Here is a 16,997-nt window from a genome sequence, read left to right as displayed (position 1 = left end):
CGTGGCTGTTGATGACGCCCCTGAACATTACGCCTTCTGTACGTCCTGGGGTACCCGAACATCCCCCAGAATTCGGACATTTCGCCTCGGATCGCACTTGCGACTGAGTCACCGAAGCGGGTAGGGGTAGAAGAGACAGCAATCGACACGACGGCTTTGGAGGCGCCGCACACCGCAGTGCACGTACTGGCATCGGCAGCCATATGCCGAGAACGATGGAGGACACCATGTCACCCCGGCTCGACGAATCGCGCACTGACCAAGCGACGTCGACACCCCCGCCGTCCGCAACCGAGATCCCGGGTCCTGCCCCGGAGGCCACGCCCAGCACGGCGGCCCCCGAAGCCCTGGAAGGGCTCCACGACCTTCCCGAGATCCCGCCGTACGACGAGGTGGGGCCGCTGGACGCGCGGGCCCTGTCCAAGACCCTCTTCGAGCGCCTGGAGTCGCTCGAGGAAGGCACGCACGAATACGCGTACGTCCGTAACACGCTGGTCGAACTCAACCTCGCCCTGGTGAAGTTCGCCGCCTCCAGGTTCCGCTCCCGCAGCGAGCCGATGGAGGACATCATCCAGGTCGGCACCATCGGCCTGATCAAGGCGATCGACCGCTTCGAGCTCAGCCGCGGCGTCGAGTTCCCCACCTTCGCGATGCCGACGATCGTCGGCGAGATCAAGCGATTCTTCCGCGACACCAGCTGGTCGGTACGCGTCCCGCGCCGCCTGCAGGAACTCCGTCTGGACCTCGCCAAGGCGGGCGACGAACTCGCCCAGCAGTTTGATCGCGCCCCCACGGTGGGCGAGCTCGCCGAGCGCCTGGGCATCTCCAACGACGAGGTCGTCGAGGGGATGGCCGCGTCCAACGCCTACACGGCCAGCTCCCTGGACGCGCAGCCGGAGGAGGACGACTCCGAGGGCGCGCTCGCCGACCGCATCGGTTACGAGGACCACGGGCTCGAAGGCATCGAGTACGTCGAGTCGTTGAAGCCGCTGATCGCCGAACTGCCGCCGCGCGACCGGAAGATCCTCGCGCTGCGCTTCGTCGCGAACATGACGCAGTCGGAGATAGGCGATGAGCTCGGCATCTCCCAGATGCACGTCTCCCGCCTGCTCTCCCGCACGCTCGTCAAGCTCCGCAAGGGGCTGACGGTCGAGGAGTGACCCGGCGTCACGCCATTTGTGAGGGACCTCGTGGGGCCCGTCCGCTGACTTCTACGGTCAGAACGGACGGGCCCCACATCCATCTCCTCACCGTTCGCGGGGCTCTCACACGTCGCCGAGCGCGGCGGCGACGGCGGCCTCCGCGTGCAGCCGCGTGGTGGGGAACACCGGCACCGGGCTGTGCTCGGCCCCGATGAGCAGTTCGATCTCCGTACACCCGAGGATCACGCCCTCGGCCCCGGCGCGCACGAGGTCCGCGATGACCTCCTGGTACGCGGCCCGCGACGTCTCCCTGACCACCCCGAGGCACAACTCCTCGTAGATCACCCGGTGTACGAGGGCCCGCCCCTCCGCGTCCGGCACGAGCACCTCAAGCCCGTGCCCCGCGAGCCGGTCCCGGTAGAAGTCCTGCTCCATCGTGAACGCGGTCCCGAGCAGCCCCACCCGCCGTACGCCCGCCCGCAGCACCGCCTCGGCGGTGGCGTCGCCGAGGTGCAGCAGCGGCACGGAGAGCGCGTCCCGCACCTGGTCGGCCACCTTGTGCATGGTGTTGGTGCAGATGAGCACGAAGTCGGCCCCGCCCGCCTCAACTCCCTTACCGGCAGCGGCAAGCACCTCCCCGGCCCGCTTCCACTCCCCCGCCACCTGCAAGGCCTCGATCTCGGCGAAGTCCACGGAATGCAGCACGACCCGCGCGGAGTGCAGCCCCCCGAGCCGCTCCCGCACGAGCTCGTTGAGCAGCCGGTAGTACTCCGCGCTGGACTCCCAGCTCATGCCGCCGATGAGGCCGATGGTCTTCATGGGCCAAGGATGACGCACACCCTCGCGGGCTCGGCGCACCCACCGCGCGACCCCTCACACCCGCGCCAGCACCGCCGCCCTGGACCGGCTCAGGACCACCCCGCCGAGGACCGCGCCCCAGCAGGCCAGGACCAGCACCGGGCGTAGTACGGACAGGTTCGCGGCGTCGGGGGTGACGAGTGTGGCCAGTTGGTCCAGGGCCCGGGTGGGGAGGTAGTCGGCGGCTTGGCGCAGGCCCTTGGGGAAGTCGTCCAGGGGGAACCACAGGCCGCCCAGGAGTGCCAGGGGGAAGAACACGCCGAGGCAGGTGAACTGCGCGGCCTCGCCGACCGCGACCAGGCCCACGGCCAGGCCCGCCACCACGAACACCGCGCTGGCGCCCCAGATCACCGCGAGGGCGGCGAGCCAGTCGGCGGCGGGCATCGACACGTCGTTGACCAGGGCGCCCAGGGCGAAGACCACCAGCGTCGCGGGGAGCGTGGCCAGCCAGGCGGTGAGGGCCTTGGCGCCCAGGTAGGCGCGGCCCGAGAGCGGAGTCAGGAGGATCTGGCGGGCCCAGCCCTCGCCGCGCTCCGCGCCGAGCCGGATGCCCGCGGCGTTCAGCGCCCCGAAGAACGCGCCCGACACCGACATGGAGAGCATGTAGTCGCGGGCGAAGTCCGGGCTGTCCGAGATGGCGTCGGCCGCCACCACGGTGAACATCAGATAGAACCCCGCGGAGAACAGCACCGAGAAGGTGAGGAAGTAGCCGCTGCGGATGAGGCAGAGGGTGTCCAGCTTCGCGTAGCGCAGCATGTCAGCGCTCCTCCTCAAGGAGGGTGGCCACGGCGTCCTCCAGGGATGCCGAGGTGAGGGTGACGCCGCGCGGCACGGCCCCTCCGGCGCCGCCGACCTTGGCGTAGAGCGCGGCGAGCGTCGCGTCGCTGTCGGTGGTCGTGAGCACGTGGGTGCCGTCGTCGAGCTCCTCCGTCGTACGGACGCCGGGCAGCCCGCGCAGCATGCTGTCGGGCAGCGGTTCGCCCATGCGGAAGGAGAGCCGGCTCTCGGTGAAGGCCGAGCGCAGCTCGTCGACCGTGCCGTCCGCCACGATCCGCCCCGCCCTGAGCACCACGACGCGGTCGGCGAACTGCTCGGCCTCGTGCAGGTAGTGGGTGGTGAAGAGCACCGTCGCGCCGTTCCTGGCCCGCTCGTCGAGGATCTCCCAGAAGCGGCCGCGCGCCGCGACGTCCAGGGCGACGGTGGGTTCGTCGAGGAAGAGCAGCCTGGGCAGTCCCGCGAGCGCGAGGCCGAGGCGCAGGCGCTGGCGCTCGCCGCCCGACAGATGTGTCACCTGCCGTCGGCGCAGTTCCCCGAGACCGCACTCGGCCAGCACCTCCGCACCGCTGCGCCGGCCGTACAACTCGGTGACCAGGGTGATGAGTTCGCCGACGCGCACGTTGCGCATCAGTCCCGACTCCTGGAGCATCGCGCCGAGTTCGCCCGCCGCGAGCGCGGGCTCCGGTGGGCCGCCGAGCACTTCGACGGTGCCGCCGCTCGGCCGCAGCAGGCCCAGCATGACGTGGGTGAGCGTCGTCTTGCCCGCCCCGTTGGCGCCGAGCAGGGCCACCTTCTCACCGCGCCGTACGTCGAGGTCGACCCCGGTCAGGGCCCGCACCTTCGCCCCGCCGCGCCGCCTCAGGACATCGACCCCCCGCACGCGCACCAGAACTTCTGCCGCCGCCATCCTCGCCCCTTGCCCCTCGCCTGATTCCGACGCCCCTGAGCCGCGCCAGAGTAGCAGTAGATCGTTTAGCGAAAAAGGCCCGCAAGCACTCACCGATGACATTTGTAACCGGTAATTGATGACGCAACTTTCGGAATTCCGCGTTGACAGTCGAGTTCCGGCCTTCCGATACTTGGGCACTTGTGCGGGACTTTTCTCCATTCGCGTTCCGCACTTCACCGAGAATGGATCCGGGGGAGGTGAATTCACTTGAAGATCGAGAGCGTGATCGTTGTCGAGCACCGCAGTTCGGCCCTGCAGCCGGGCCTCGTGTCGGCCGCCGACGGCGCCGCCTTCGGCGTCGTGGTGCCCGGGGCGTCCTCCTGCTGCGCAGGCTGTACGTCCACGTCGTGCGGTGCCGTGGTGCGCCCGCTGGCGTAAGAGAACGGGGTGCCGGGCGCACGGCACGGCCCGGCACCTCCAGGGGCGTCGCGGCGCCGCGGAAAGGAGAGAGATGATTCCCAAACCTGTCATCATCAATGTGCCGGTCGACGACGTCGACTCCGGAATCGAGTTCTACGAGCAGTTTCTCGGGCTCCGGCTCGCCCGCTCGCTCGCCCCCGGTCAGATTTCTTTCCACGCGCCCGTTTCGAGTGACGGGATACTCCTCACCGTCAATAAGCGGAATTTCCCGGGCGAGGGCGTGACGGTGATGTTCGCAGTCGAGGACATCGACGCGGCGCTCGCGGCGTGGAAAGCGGGGGGCGGCACCGTCGTGGCCGGTCCCTATGATCTTCCGCTGCCCCGGAAGATCCGTGCGGAGTTCCGCGACCAATTCCGGGACAGCCCCTTCTACCGGGGCGAGGCCGGCGACTCCATGGGCCGGGGCGCGAGCCTGCACGACGCCGAGGGCAACCGGATGGGGATCGTCGAGCTCAGCGAGTGGGCGCACGCGACGTTCGCCCTCGGCGCGTACGCGAACCCGGTCAGCGAGGAGCAGTTGAAGGACCAGTCGATCGCGCTCGCCCGCCGGGTGCCCGCGAGCACCCGGATGTTCGACGCCGACGACGCCACCGAAGGCGGCACCGAGAGCGCCCAGAGCACCGACGACTGAGCAGCCACGCAGGAGCGGCACCGGTCAGGAGGACCCACCGCATGAACGAGGATTCCGGTCTCACCCAGTTCAGCCTCGGCATCAACGCCTATCGCGTACTGGCGCCCGAGGCACGGGCGGTCGGCGTGCGCACGCACCAGCTCAGGTTCGACAACCTGGGCGCCGAACCGGCCGGCGCGACGGGCAGCCGGGTGGCCGAGGAGTTCCTGACGGCCGGGCGGCTGCGGGCCCACGACCGCGAGGGCGTCCTGTCCGCCGCCGACTACTTCGGCGACTCGATGGTCACCACGCTCGCCCAGCTCGACGACGACCCGGTCGCCACCCACCAGCGCACCGAACTGCCCGCGTCCGTCGCGGCCACGATGGAGCTCGGCGAGGCCCTGATGCGGCGGCGCAGCGTACGCCGCTACAGCGGGGACCCCGTCGCGGCCGCCGAACTCGCCACCGTGCTGCGGCTGGCCGACGGGCTCACGGCGGAGGCCGACGTGGAGCTCCTGCGCGGCGGCCACGAGACGTTCCGCTTCCGTACGGCGCCCAGCGGGGGCGGCCTGTTCCCGGTCGCCCTGCACGTCGTCGCGCTCGACGTGACCGGCCTGGACATGGGCGTCTACCGCTATCAGCCGGTCCGCGACGTCCTGGTCAGGGAGGACGGCCAGGCGGGCGTCGACCGGGTGCTCGACGCCTTCACCACGCCGGGCACCGCGATCGCCTTCGACACCGCGGCCGCGCTGGTGGTCATGGTGGCGAGCCCCTGGCGGAGCATGCGCAAGTACGGGCCGCGCGGCCTGCGGTTCGTGCTGCACGAGGCGGGCGCGATCGCGCAGAACATGCACCTCGCGGTGACCTCGCTCGGCCTGGGCTCGACCGACTGCGCCAGCTTCGTCGACGACGAGCTGCACGCGGCGCTCGGCATCGACGGGGTGTTCCGGGCGGCCGTGCACTCGGTGGTCCTGGGGAGGCTGGAGTGAGCGGCGGCGCGGGGGCAGGCACCAGCGGCGCGAGCCCGGACCGGCGGGATCTCCTCGTCTATCTGCACATCCCGTTCTGCCGCTCCAAGTGCCACTTCTGCGACTGGGTGACCGAGGTGCCCACCGCGGAGCTGCTGCTCAAGGAGTCCGACCAGCCGCGGCTGCGCTACATCGACGCGCTCTGCCGCGAACTCACCGAGCGGGGCGCCGCGTTGGGCGCGGCGGGCTACCGGCCCGACATCCTCTACTGGGGCGGCGGCACCGCGTCCATCCTCACCCTCGACGAGATCGCGAAGGTCGCCGCGGCCCTGCACGCGGCGTTCCCGCTGCGCGACGGGCTGCGCGAGGCGACCATCGAGTGCAGTCCGGAGACCCTCGACCCGGAGAAGCTCGCGGCGTTCCGCGAGGTCGGCTTCACCCGGCTCAGCAGCGGCGTGCAGTCCTTCGACGACGCGCGGCTGCGCACCCTGGGCCGCAGCCACGACGCGGACCAGGCCCGGCGCATCGTCCAGGAGGCGGCCGACGCCGGGTTCGACGACATCAGCATCGACCTGATCTGCGGCTTCCCAGGACAGCCGCCCGCCGAGACCCGGGACGCCGTGCGCACCGCCCTCGACCTGCCGCTCACCCATGTCGCGCTGTACCCCTACCGGCCCGCGCACGGCACCGTGCTCCGCCGCCAACTGGGGCGCGGCAACCGGCACATCGACCGCGACGAGCAGAAGCGCGGTTACGCGGTGGGCGCCGAGCTGCTGGTCGACGCGGGGTTCCCGGAGTACGCGATGAGCCACTTCGGCACGCCGGACCATCTCTGCCACAGCGACCTGACGTACTTCCAACTCCGGTCCGACTGGGCGGGGTTCGGCTCCGGCGCGACCTCCGTGCTCGACGGCCGCTACCTCTCGCACGCCCGCGGCCGCCTGCTCGACTACAACCGCGACCCGCTCGCCTTCGAGGAGGACTACGAACTGGCCTCGGCCGCCATCGCGCCCCGGCTGCTCTACCAGTCCCTGACGACCTACGAGGGCGCGCGCAGGCAGTGGTGGCAGGAGCGCACCGGGCGACCCTTCGACGAGGTGATGGACCAGCGCGCCTGCCGCACCCTCCTGGACTTCTTCGCCTCCGTCACCACCGTGGAGCGCGACGAGGACGGGCTGCGGCTGCCTCCCGACGACGTCGCCGACGCCTTCATCGAGCTCCAGTACCTGAACGCGCCCCGGCAGGGGCGCACCGACCTGTCCGTGACTGCCGCCGCACTCATGGGCTGACCCGACCGGGAGGAGAAGTCCGTGTCCACGCGACGTACCAGCCGCACCGTGCGCATCAAGTCCGTCTACTCGGTGGTCCCGCACGACAGGAACACGGTGGAACTGCGCTCCGGCGTATGGAATCCACAGTCGATCACGCTCGTCGACCACAGCGGCGCGGGCCGCCTCAGCACCCTCGTCAGCGGTCTCGACGGCACCAGGGACCGGGCCGAACTCGCCAAGGAGGCCGGTGTCACCAGGACCGAACTGGAGGCGCTGATCGACCACTTGGACCAGCTCGCCGTCCTGGAGCACGGCCCTTCCACGGCGCTGGACGCCTTCCTCGACCGGACGGCGACCGGACGCGTCGAGCAGGCCACCCTGCCGGCCCTGCGCGTCCTCGGAAGCTCGGCCGCGGCGCAGGTGGCCGCGCTGCTCGGCCCGCACGAGCAGCTCACCGTCGGCACGCCCGACGAACACGCCGAGCAGCTGCGGCTCCTGGACGAGTGCCCGCTCGACGTCCTGGAGGACGGCCTGGCCTTCGAGCGGTTCGTGGAACGGTTCGAGGACTGGCGCGGCTGCCTCCTGGTACACGTCGCCGACGCGGTGCACCCGCTGCGCCTCGCCGTCCTGAACCGCGTCGCGCTCGCGCTCGGCACCCCCTGGATCCAGGCCGCCCTGGACGGCCCGCTGCTCCTGGTCGGACCGACGTTCGTACCGGACAGCACGGCCTGCTTCACCTGCTTCGAGACCCGCGTGGTGATGAACCTGCGCGAGGGCGCCGCCTACCAGCGCTACAAGAAGGCCCTGGCGAGCGCCGGGTCAACGCCCGCCGAGCAGGGCGACGGCGGCACCGGCGTGCTGTCCTCGCTGCTCGCCTCGCACACCGCCCTCGAAGCGCTGAACATGGCCGTCACCGGGATGACCAGCACGGTCGGCAAAGTGCTCGGCGTCTATCTGCCGTCGATGGAGATGGTGTACTCCGAGGTGCTCAGGCTGCCCGGCTGCCCGTCCTGCGGCGCGGTGCCCGAACGCGACGGCACCGAGGTGTACTTCGACGTCAGGCGGTGGGTCGATGCCTGAGCTGCGCACCGCGTCGGGGCTGCGCGTCATCGAGCCGCCCGACGTGCAGACCAGGCGCCTGCGCCGCCGCATGCACGCGCCGCTGTGCGGTCTCATGCCGCAGCTCGGCTTCCTCACCAGGCCCCGGTACGCGCCCCGGCTCATGGTCTCCGGCGGCGACCTCACCGGCGTGCACGTGCTGCGCGACCAGCCGCGCCCCAAGCTGGGCAGCTATCACATCGGCGGCTACGGCGTACGGCCCTACGAGTCGCACATCCGCACCCTGGGCGAGGTGGTGGAGCGCTACGCCGGGTACGTCGCCGCCGTGAGCGGGGCGTTCCCCGTCCGGTTCGCCACCGAGGCGGACGTCGCGGACGAGCCGCACTTCCCGGTCGGCTCCTATCTGCCGTACACAGAACAGCAGTTGGCGAGTGAGGGCTTCCCCTTCCGGCGTCCGGAACCCGGGGACCCGCTGGGCTGGAGCCGGCTCACCTGTCTGCGCGACGGCACGGACACCTGGGTGCCCGCCCAGCTCACCACGGTCGGCTACGTGGTCCGCGACGCCGAGGGCGAACCCTGGGTGCAGCCCGCCGTCACCACCGGCACCGCCGCGCACACCGACCCGCACAAGGCGGCGCTCGGCGCGCTCCAGGAGATGGTGCAGATCGACGCGGCCGTCGGGCACTGGTACGGCGGGACCAGGTCGGTGCGGATCCGGCCGGGGGCGCGCTGCGCGGCCCTGCGCAGGCTCGTCGCCCGGCACTGCCATCCGCTGGGCGGGCAGCCCGAGTTCCACCTGCTGCCCAGCGCCGACCTGCCCGGCTTCACCGTCGCCTGTCTGATCCGCGAGCCGGGCGGCCAGATCCCCGCGGTGGCGGTCGGCCTCGGCGCCGACGTACGCCTGGAGTCCGCGATGTACAAGGCGTTCCTGGAAGGCGTCGGGGTGCGGGCGCTCGCGACCTGGACGAGCGTCCAGGACCACGCGTCGGGCGCCGCCCCCGACGACGAGGCGATCTTCGACCTGGAGAGCAACGTCGTCCTCGCCGCGTCCCCCAAGGGCGCCCGCGTGGTCGAGGAGCGCTACGGCGCCTGCGAGGAGGCGAGCTCCGACGACCTGCCGCCGGACCCGGCGGCCCCGGATCCCGAAGCGTCCGTACGCACCCTGGTCCGCGCCTTCCACGACACCGGAAAGCGCCTCTACGGCGGCGATCTGACCACCGTGGACGCGGCCGAACTCGGCTTCGTCGTCGCCCGGTTCTGGAGCCCCGACCTGCTCACCCTGCCGCTGCCCAGCGCCCCGACGGCGGCCCATCCCCGGTTCTCGGCCTACGGAGGGTTCCAGCGGCATGCCCCTCATCCGTTCCCCTGAACTGACCGGCGTCGTACCGGCCGACACCCGTCCACTGCTCGCCGCCACCGTGGTGGTCCTCGGCCTCGCGTCGATGACCGTCGCCTCCCATCTGCACACCCGCTGGGCGGGCCTGCGGCGCCTCCCGATGCTCGGGCTGCACCTCGGGGTGAGCGCGACGGCCGTGCTCGGCGGCGCCGCGCTGCTCGGCACCGGCGTCCTGCGGCCGGTGCGGGACGCGGGCTGGCCGGGGCTGACCGCGGGACTGCTGCTGGGTCCGGCGGTGGCGTACGCGGCGACCCGCGCCGACCGGTCCGTGACCAGGTGGTGGGGGCGGCGGGCCGGGCACGCCGTGCGCGACGACCGTCCGGTGGCGCTGCGTTCGGGGCACGCGCGGCCCGCCGGGGTCGCCGTCGGCGGCGCCGCACGGGCCGGGCGGCGCACCGGGCTCATCGAGGCGCGCAACGACTTCGCGCCGACCTCGGCGGACCTGCGGGTGCGCCTTCCGCTGCTGCTCGCGGTGGCGGTGGCCGAGGAACTCGTCTACCGGGGCGTCCTGTTGGGCCTCGCGCTGCGGGCGGGTCCGGTGGCCGTGGTGGTCTGCGCGGTCCTCGGCGTCCAGCTCGTCTTCGCCGTCTCCCATGTCTTCTTCGGCTGGGGCCAGGTGCTCTCCAAACTGCCGCTGGCCGCGCTCTGCACGGGCGCGGTGCTGCTCACCGGGACGGTGCTGCCCGCCGTGCTCGGGCACGCGCTGTTCAACACCTGGGTCTGGCGCTACCACCGGGCGCGCCCCGCGCCGGCCCGACAGGCCCGCCCGGCCGCGTCGGCGTGGGGGACGGCGCGATGAGCACGCCGCTGCGCGTCCTCGTCCTGGTCGCGGTCGTGGTCCTCTACTACTGGCTCGGCAAGGCCCTGCTGTTCCGGGCCGTGCGGCACCTCGCGGCGGTGACCCGGATCGGCCCGGCGCGCTGGGGCACCGCGCAGCGCGCGGACGTCTTCGAGCTGGCCGCGGCGGGGGCGAGCCACGTCGTCGTGGTGGCGGCCCTGCTCGCGGTGAGCGGGATCGGGCCAGGCGTACTGGTCGGCGGCCTCGCCCGGCCGGAACTGCTCGGGCTCGGCGTGCTCCTGGGCATCGGCGAACTGGCCATCGGCTCGCTGATCTGCCGGGCCCTGATCGAGGTCGGACTGGCGGGCAGGACGCGCCGCCGCGAGCCTCCCACACGCACCAACCCACCTGTAGGCGGCCGGAGTTCAGGGACCGCCTCCCGTACCGCCACGGCCGTCCGCGCGCGGCCCCGCGAGGACCACGGGCTCTTGCTGCGCTCCTGGCTGGGGCGTTCGCGCGGCGGATGGATCCGGCACCACCTCACCGCCCTGAAGGTGCTTCCGCTGTGGGCGGCGCTCGGCCTCACCGGGGTCCAGGTCGCCTCCGAGGAGCTGGTGTTCCGGGGCATCGCCCTCACCTGGCTGCGCGACGCGGGGCCCGCCGTCGCGCTCACCACCTCCGTCGTGCTGTTCGTCGTCATGCAGGCGTTCTTCATGTCTACCTGGCAGGGCGCGATGTTCCCCCTGGTGGGCGGCGTGGTGATGGGGGTCGTGCACGGCCTGGTGTTCTGGGCCGTGCCGGACGTGGCGCCGCTGGTCGTGGCGCACGTCGTGTTCTTCGTGTTCGCCGTCATCTAGCCCGCCCGGTCCGCCGGTCCGCCGTCATCCAACGCGTGGAGCGAGAAGGAGTAGTACGTCATGGAGCACGGCCTGTCGTTTCTTCCCGATGCCGAACACCACGGGCTGCCCGCGCCGGAGTACTTCCGGACGCTGCTCGACCTCAGCAGGCTCGCCGACGAGGCCGGGCTCAGCCATGTGAAGATCACCGAGCACTATCTGCGCGCCTACGGCGGCTACTGCCCGAGCCCGCTGGCCTTCCTGGCGAGCGTCGCCGCCGTCACCACCCGGGTGCGCCTGATGACCGGCTGCGTACTGCCGGTCTTCCACCACCCGGTCCGGCTCGCGTCGGAGACGGCGATGGTGGACGCGCTGAGCGACGGGCGGCTCGACGTCGGGTTCGCGCGCGCCTATCTGCCGTACGAGTTCGAGGCGTTCGGGGTGCCGATGGACGGCAGCCGCGAGCGGTTCACGGCGACGGTGGACGCCGTGCGGCGCCTGTGGACGGAGGAGAAGGTGTCCGTGGACACCCCCTACTTCCGGTTCAACGACGCGACGACGCTGCCCCGCCCGGTGCAGTCGCCGCACCCGCCGACCTGGATCGCGGCCGTCCGCTCCCGGTCGAGCTTCGCCTGGGCCGGCGAGCAGGGGCACGGGCTCCTGGTGACCCCGGCGCTGACGCCGCTTGAGGAGATGGCGGACCACATCGCGGTGTACCGGGAGAGCGCCGAGCAGGCGGGACACCCGGGCGGCCGCGGACGCGTCCTGGCGAGCCTGCCGCTGTACGTCGGCGCGGACGACCGGGAGGCGTTCGCCACCGCGGACCCGCTGCTCGCCCACTATCTGCGGGTGTGGGCCGAGTCGGCGGACGCGTGGACGACGACGGTGTCCACGGACTACCGCGGCTACACCGGCATGAGCCGGGCGATCCGCGCGATGACCCCCGAGTCGTTCCGCACCCTCGGCGGGGCCGTGGTGGGCGGCCCGCGCCGGGTCGCGGACCGCGTCCGGCAGATCGCCGACGTCCTCGACGTGGACGGCTTCCTCTGGCAGGTGGACTTCGGCGCGGTGAGCGGCCCGGTGGCACGGTCCTGCGTGGAGCGCTTCTGCGCGGACGTCCTGCCCGAACTGGCCGTGCGGGACGGGGCGTAGCTGCCGCCCGGCGAGCCCTGGTCGCTAGATCCAGCCGAGCCGGGCCGCCGCGGCGGCCGCCTCGTGGCGGTTGCGGGCGCCGGTCTTGGTGATCGCCCGTGAGAGGTAGTTGCGCACCGTGCCAGGGGACAGCGAGACGGTGGCCGCTATCTCGGCCACCGTCGTCGACTGGCGTGACACGCCGAGGACCTCGCACTCGCGCGGTGTGAGCGGACATCGCTCGGTGAGCAGCGCGCGGACGGACAGTTCCGGGTCGAACACCCGCTCCCCCGCCATGACCCGCCTGATCACGTTCCGCAGGCCGGTGACCGAGACGGTCTTCGTGACGAAGGCGCACGTCCCCGCCGCCACCGCCCTGCGCAGCTGCGCGACGTCACCCGCCGTGGTCAGGATGATGGAGCGCGCGCACGGACAGTGCCTGCGCAGCGCCGCCACGGTCTCCAGGGCCTTCCCGGTCCGCTCCAGGTCGACGAGGACCACGTCCGGGGCGAGCCGGACGGCCTCCCCCACCACATCGGTCCTCGCCCCGCCGCCGCCGACCAGACGCAGCCCCGGCTCCTGTTGCAGAAGGCGCGTAAAGGCCTTCCGGTCGAGCGTGTCGTCCTCCGTCACAAGGACGGTGATCTCTCGTTGCCGGGTCCTCACGGCATTGTCGGTCTCCACTCGGTGCCTCCCCCGTAAGACAGCCGCGGACATCCGTTCAAGGCTGCCACGCCCGCCCTGCCGTGCGCCCCATGGGAATCCGGCCAAGACCCGGGGCCCCAGCAGCCCCGGGCCCCTCTCCCGTCAGGCCACCCGGGCCCCGCGCCGCCACACCTCGGTCACCAGCGGTACGCCGGGACGGTAGGCGAGGTGCACGTGGCTGGGGGCGTCGAGCAGGGCCAGGTCCGCGCGGGCGCCCACCGCGATCCTGCCGACGTCGTCGCGGCGCAGCGCCGCGGCGCCGCCCGCCGTGGCCGACCAGAGCGCCTCGTCGGGGGTCATGCCCATGTCCCGTACGGCGAGGGCGATGCAGAAGGGCACCGAAGAGGTGAAGGACGAGCCAGGGTTGCAGTCCGTGGAGAGGGCGACGGTGGCGCCCGCGTCCAGGATGCGGCGGGCGTCGGGCCACTCGGCGCGGGTGGAGAACTCCGCGCCGGGGAGCAGGGTCGCCACCGTGTCGCTGTTCGCGAGCGCGTCGACGTCCGCGTCCGTGAGGTGCGTGCAGTGGTCGGCGCTGGCCGCGTCCAGTTCCACCGCGAGCTGGACGCCTGGTCCGTACGACAGCTGGTTCGCGTGGATGCGGGGGTGCAGGCCCTTCGCCTTGCCCGCGGTCAGGATCGCGCGGGCCTGGTCGCCGTCGAAGGCGCCCTTCTCGCAGAAGACGTCGATCCAGCGGGCGTGCGGGGCGCAGGCGTCGAGCATCTCGCCCGTCACCAGCTCCACGTACGCCGCCGGGTCGTCCGCGTGGTCGGGCGAGACGATGTGCGCGCCGAGGTAGGTGACCTCGTCCGTGTGGCGTGCCGCGATGCGCAGGGCGCGGGCCTCGTCCTCGACGGTGAGGCCGTAGCCCGACTTCGTCTCGAACGTGGTCGTGCCCTGGCGCAGTGCCTCAGCGAGGTAGCGGGTGACGTTGGCTTCGAGCTCGGCGTCCGTCGCCGCGCGGGTCGCCGCCACCGTCGTGCGGATGCCGCCCGCCGAGTAACCGCGGCCCGACATGCGGGCGTTGAACTCCTGGGTGCGGTCGCCGGCGAAGACGAGGTGGGAGTGCGAGTCCACGAAGCCGGGGATGACGGCGCGGCCTTCGGCGTCGTGCACGGTGTCGGCCGCCGGTGCGTGTGCGGCGGGGCCGGCCCAGGCGATGTGCTCGCCGTCGAGGACGACGGCGGCGTCCTGGACGAGGCCCAGGGGGCTGCCGTCGCCCTGGGAGGGGTCGTTGGTGACGAGGGCGGCGATGTTGGTGATGAGGGTGGTGGGCATGGGGTGGGTCCTCTGCGGGTGAGTGGGGGCGGGCGTCTTGCCTCCGGCGGTTCTTTCCCCGATCCCGCCCCTTCCCGAATCCCCGGCTCCGCCGCCACGGAGCTCATGGAATCACCGGCTCCGCCGAGTTCGTCCTCGAACGCCGGACGGGCTGAATCGGCTACTGGCATTTCAGCCCCTCCGGCGTTTGAGGAGCGGGGTCCGGGGCGGAGCCCCGAGGCAGGGGCGGCCGGGTTGCGTCAGTCTCTGAGCGCCGCGATCGCCTCCGCCAGCGCCGACGGCACGTCGGGGACCAGGGCGTGCACACCGTCGCGTACGACATGACGGCCGCCTGCCACCGTGTGGCGCACGTCCGCCGCCGTTCCGGCGAAGAGCACCGCCTCCGCGGCCAGGCGCGGCACGGGACCCGCCGTACGGACCGAGTCGAGGGCGACAGTGGTGAGGTCCGCCAGAGCCCCCGGCTCGATCACGCCCGCGTCGGGCCAGCCGAGCGCCGCGTGCCCGTCGGCGGACGCCGCGCGCAGCAGCGCCGCCGCCGTCCAGTGGCCGCGCGTGTGCGAGCGCAGCCGCTCGTCGAGCTCCATCGCCCGCGCCTCTTCGAGGATGTCGATCACCGCGTGGCTGTCGCTGCCCAGGGAGAGCGGGCTGCCCGCGCGCTGGAGGCGGACCGCGGGGCCGATCCCGTCGGCCAGGTCGCGCTCCGTCGTCGGGCACATGCACGTGCCGGTGGCGGACCGGCCGATGAGCGCGATGTCCTCGTCCGTGAGGTGCGTGTTGTGGACGCCCGTGGTGCGCGCGCCGAGCACCCCGTGGTCCGCGAGCAGCCGCGTCGGCGTGCGGCCGTGGACGGCGAGGCACGCCTCGTTCTCCGCCGTCTGCTCGGAGAGGTGGACGTGGAGGGGGGCGTTGCGGGCCTCCGCCCATTCCACCACCGCGCCCAACTGCCGCGCGGGGACCGCCCGTACGGAGTGGATCGCCGCGCCGATGCGCGCGTGGTCGCGGTCCTTGAGGAGTGCGGCCCGCTCCGCCCACGCCTGCGTCGTACCGTCCGAGAAGCGCAGCTGGTGGCGGTCGGGCGCCTTGCCGCGCTGCTCGTCGAGCAGGCCGGAGGCGACGTACGCCGTGTCCAGGAGCGTGATCCGGACGCCCGCGTCGGCGGCCGCCTGGATGAGCGCCTCGCCCATCGCGTTGGGGTCGGCGTACGGGGTGCCGCCGGGGCCGTGGTGGAGGTAGTGGAACTCGCCGACCGTGGTGATGCCGGCGAGCGCCATCTCCGCGTACACCGCGCGGGCGAGCGCGTGGTACGTGTCGGGCGTCAGCCGGTCCGCCACCGAGTACATGACCTCGCGCCACGTCCAGAAGGTGCCGGAGCCGACCTGGACCGTGCCGCGCAGCGCCCGGTGGAAGGCGTGCGAGTGGGCGTTGGCGAGGCCGGGGAGGGTCAGGCCGCGCAGCACCGTCGCGCCTGGCGGGGGCGCGTCGGCACCCGTGCGGACGGCCGTGATCCGGTCGCCGCTCACCTCCACCGCCACGCCCGGCTCCACATGGGTGCCGAGCCAGGCGTGCTCCAGCCAGTACGTCTCCGTCTTCACCTGCACGCGAGCCCTTCCAGTACGTCGGCGAGTGCGGTCACCCCGGCCAGGCAGTCGTCCTCCGCCGCGTGTTCGGCCGGGGAGTGCGAGACGCCCGTGGGGTTCCGTACGAACAGCATGGCGGTGGGGATCGAGCCGGACAAAATACCCGCGTCGTGTCCCGCGCCCGTGCCGAGGACGGGGAGCGCCCGTTCCCCGCCGAGGATCGCGCCCAGCTCGTCGCGGAGCGCGTGCTCGAACTCGATCACCGGCGTGAAGGACTCGCGCACGACGTCGAGGTCGATGCCGTGCCGCTCCGCGTACTCACGGGCGGCCTTCTCGATGCCGGTGACGACCGTGTCCAGGGACTCCTGGTCGGGGGCGCGCGAGTCCAGCCAGCCGCGTACGAGGGAGGGAATCGCGTTGACGCCGTTCGGCTCGACGGAGATCTTGCCGAACGTGGCGACCGCGCCCGCGAGTTCGGCCTCGCGGCGGGCGGCGAGGACCGTCTCCGCGTAACTCAGCATCGGGTCGCGGCGGTCGACGAGCCGGGTGGTGCCCGCGTGGTTGGCCTCGCCCCTGAAGTCGAAGCGCCAGCGGCCGTGCGGCCAGATCGCGGAGGCGATGCCGACGGGGTCGCCGGACAGGTCCAGGGCGCGGCCCTGCTCGACGTGCAGCTCCACGAACGCGCCGATGCGGGCGAGGCGTTCGGGGTCGGGGCCGATGCCGTACGGGTCGTAGCCCGCCGCCTCCATCGCCTGCGGCAGCGTCACGCCGTCGCCGTCGCGCAGCCGGTGCGCGGCCTCGATGGTGAGCTGTCCCGCGGTGAGGCGGGAGCCGACGCAGGCGAGGCCGAAGCGGGCGCCTTCCTCGTCGCCGAAGTTGACCAGCGCGAGCGGGCGGGTGAACTCCACTCCCCTGTGGCGGAGTTCGTCGAGCGCGGCGAAGGAGGAGACGACGCCGAGGGGGCCGTCGAAGGCGCCGCCGTCGGGGACGGAGTCCAGGTGGGAGCCGGTGACGACGGCGTCCCCTTGGCTCGGGTCGCCCAGCCAGGCCCATTGGTTGCCGTTGCGGTCCAGTTCGTAGGTGAGACCGCGGGACTCCGCCTGGTCCTTGAACCAGGTACGGCAGTCGGCGTCGGCCTCCGTCCAGGCGTATCTGCGATAGCCGTGGGAGCCGGCGTCCCGCCCGATCGGGGCCAGGTCGCGCCACATCTCCTGGAACGACGGGGGCGATGCCGCGGGGCTCCGC

The 16,997-nt window shown here is 72.5% G+C and carries 17 protein-coding genes; 10 read left to right on the top strand and 7 right to left on the bottom strand.

Translation table 11 applies throughout. The features are described 5' to 3' along the window. The first annotated feature begins 215 nt into the window (after window positions 1-215). Window positions 216-1,160: an RNA polymerase sigma factor SigF gene (locus ACIO9J_RS30565; protein ID WP_402006648.1), complete on the top strand. Its 945-nt coding sequence runs from the start codon at window positions 216-218 to the stop codon at window positions 1,158-1,160. Window positions 1,161-1,265: 105 nt separating this feature from the next. Here ACIO9J_RS30565 and ACIO9J_RS30560 read toward each other — a convergent pair whose 3' ends face one another. Genes ACIO9J_RS30560 through ACIO9J_RS30550 form a run of 3 tightly spaced genes read right to left on the bottom strand, consistent with a single transcriptional unit; the run spans window position 1,266 to window position 3,684 of the window. After that, the gene (locus ACIO9J_RS30560) at window positions 1,266-1,961 is read right to left on the bottom strand and encodes an aspartate/glutamate racemase family protein (protein ID WP_402006645.1); all 696 of its coding nucleotides are present in this window, start codon (window positions 1,959-1,961) and stop codon (window positions 1,266-1,268) included. A 54-nt stretch (window positions 1,962-2,015) separates the two neighbouring features. Further along, window positions 2,016-2,756 carry an ABC transporter permease gene (locus ACIO9J_RS30555; RefSeq protein WP_402006642.1) on the bottom strand — a complete coding sequence of 247 codons (741 nt, stop codon included), beginning with the start codon at window positions 2,754-2,756 and terminating at the stop codon, window positions 2,016-2,018. A 1-nt stretch (window position 2,757) separates the two neighbouring features. Beyond that, window positions 2,758-3,684, bottom strand: coding sequence for an ABC transporter ATP-binding protein (locus tag ACIO9J_RS30550; RefSeq protein ID WP_402006639.1), 927 nt, complete (start codon window positions 3,682-3,684; stop codon window positions 2,758-2,760). A gap of 249 nt (window positions 3,685-3,933) precedes the next feature. Here ACIO9J_RS30550 and ACIO9J_RS30545 point away from each other — a divergent pair, with 249 nt between their 5' ends. From ACIO9J_RS30545 to ACIO9J_RS30505, 9 genes are all read left to right on the top strand, one after another. Beyond that, window positions 3,934-4,104: a hypothetical protein gene (locus ACIO9J_RS30545; RefSeq protein ID WP_157877838.1), complete on the top strand. Its 171-nt coding sequence runs from the start codon at window positions 3,934-3,936 to the stop codon at window positions 4,102-4,104. Between the two features lie 73 nt (window positions 4,105-4,177). Then, window positions 4,178-4,777 carry a VOC family protein gene (locus ACIO9J_RS30540; protein WP_402006635.1) on the top strand — a complete coding sequence of 200 codons (600 nt, stop codon included), beginning with the start codon at window positions 4,178-4,180 and terminating at the stop codon, window positions 4,775-4,777. A gap of 41 nt (window positions 4,778-4,818) precedes the next feature. Beyond that, window positions 4,819-5,745: a SagB/ThcOx family dehydrogenase gene (locus tag ACIO9J_RS30535; RefSeq protein ID WP_402006632.1), complete on the top strand. Its 927-nt coding sequence runs from the start codon at window positions 4,819-4,821 to the stop codon at window positions 5,743-5,745. Further along, window positions 5,742-7,013 carry a coproporphyrinogen-III oxidase family protein gene (locus ACIO9J_RS30530; RefSeq protein WP_402006629.1) on the top strand — a complete coding sequence of 424 codons (1,272 nt, stop codon included), beginning with the start codon at window positions 5,742-5,744 and terminating at the stop codon, window positions 7,011-7,013. The genes ACIO9J_RS30535 and ACIO9J_RS30530 overlap by 4 nt, the downstream gene beginning before the upstream one ends. 21 nt (window positions 7,014-7,034) lie before the next feature. After that, window positions 7,035-8,075, top strand: a complete 1,041-nt coding sequence (locus ACIO9J_RS30525; protein ID WP_402006626.1) for a TOMM precursor leader peptide-binding protein — start codon at window positions 7,035-7,037, stop codon at window positions 8,073-8,075. Next, a complete protein-coding gene (locus tag ACIO9J_RS30520) occupies window positions 8,068-9,423 on the top strand; it encodes a YcaO-like family protein (RefSeq protein WP_402006623.1) in 1,356 nt (451 codons plus the stop codon). The genes ACIO9J_RS30525 and ACIO9J_RS30520 overlap by 8 nt, the downstream gene beginning before the upstream one ends. Next, on the top strand, window positions 9,401-10,249 hold the full coding sequence (locus tag ACIO9J_RS30515; RefSeq protein ID WP_402006620.1) for a CPBP family intramembrane glutamic endopeptidase: 849 nt from the start codon (window positions 9,401-9,403) through the stop codon (window positions 10,247-10,249). Before ACIO9J_RS30520 ends, ACIO9J_RS30515 begins: the two co-directional genes overlap by 23 nt. Next, entirely contained in the window at window positions 10,246-11,085 is an 840-nt protein-coding gene (locus ACIO9J_RS30510) for a type II CAAX prenyl endopeptidase Rce1 family protein (protein ID WP_402006617.1), read from the top strand. The genes ACIO9J_RS30515 and ACIO9J_RS30510 overlap by 4 nt, the downstream gene beginning before the upstream one ends. A gap of 60 nt (window positions 11,086-11,145) precedes the next feature. Continuing rightward, window positions 11,146-12,216 carry an LLM class flavin-dependent oxidoreductase gene (locus ACIO9J_RS30505; RefSeq protein ID WP_402006614.1) on the top strand — a complete coding sequence of 357 codons (1,071 nt, stop codon included), beginning with the start codon at window positions 11,146-11,148 and terminating at the stop codon, window positions 12,214-12,216. 24 nt (window positions 12,217-12,240) lie between these two features. On the opposite strand, the gene ACIO9J_RS30500 is transcribed toward ACIO9J_RS30505, so the two are convergent. The 4 genes from ACIO9J_RS30500 to ACIO9J_RS30485 form a co-directional block, all read right to left on the bottom strand. Beyond that, window positions 12,241-12,879, bottom strand: a complete 639-nt coding sequence (locus tag ACIO9J_RS30500) for a LuxR C-terminal-related transcriptional regulator (RefSeq protein ID WP_402006611.1) — start codon at window positions 12,877-12,879, stop codon at window positions 12,241-12,243. Window positions 12,880-13,002: 123 nt separating this feature from the next. After that, window positions 13,003-14,175 carry an imidazolonepropionase gene (gene hutI, locus ACIO9J_RS30495; protein WP_402006608.1) on the bottom strand — a complete coding sequence of 391 codons (1,173 nt, stop codon included), beginning with the start codon at window positions 14,173-14,175 and terminating at the stop codon, window positions 13,003-13,005. A gap of 239 nt (window positions 14,176-14,414) precedes the next feature. After that, entirely contained in the window at window positions 14,415-15,767 is a 1,353-nt protein-coding gene (locus ACIO9J_RS30490; RefSeq protein ID WP_402006830.1) for a formimidoylglutamate deiminase, read from the bottom strand. Further along, a complete protein-coding gene (locus ACIO9J_RS30485) occupies window positions 15,764-16,960 on the bottom strand; it encodes an allantoate amidohydrolase (RefSeq protein WP_402006605.1) in 1,197 nt (398 codons plus the stop codon). Before ACIO9J_RS30485 ends, ACIO9J_RS30490 begins: the two co-directional genes overlap by 4 nt. Window positions 16,961-16,997: the final 37 nt, after the last annotated feature.

This window comes from Streptomyces sp. NPDC087300 (assembly GCF_044744425.1).
Classification (GTDB): Bacteria; Actinomycetota; Actinomycetes; order Streptomycetales; family Streptomycetaceae; genus Streptomyces.
This window is presented reverse-complemented; position numbering and strand designations above follow the sequence as displayed.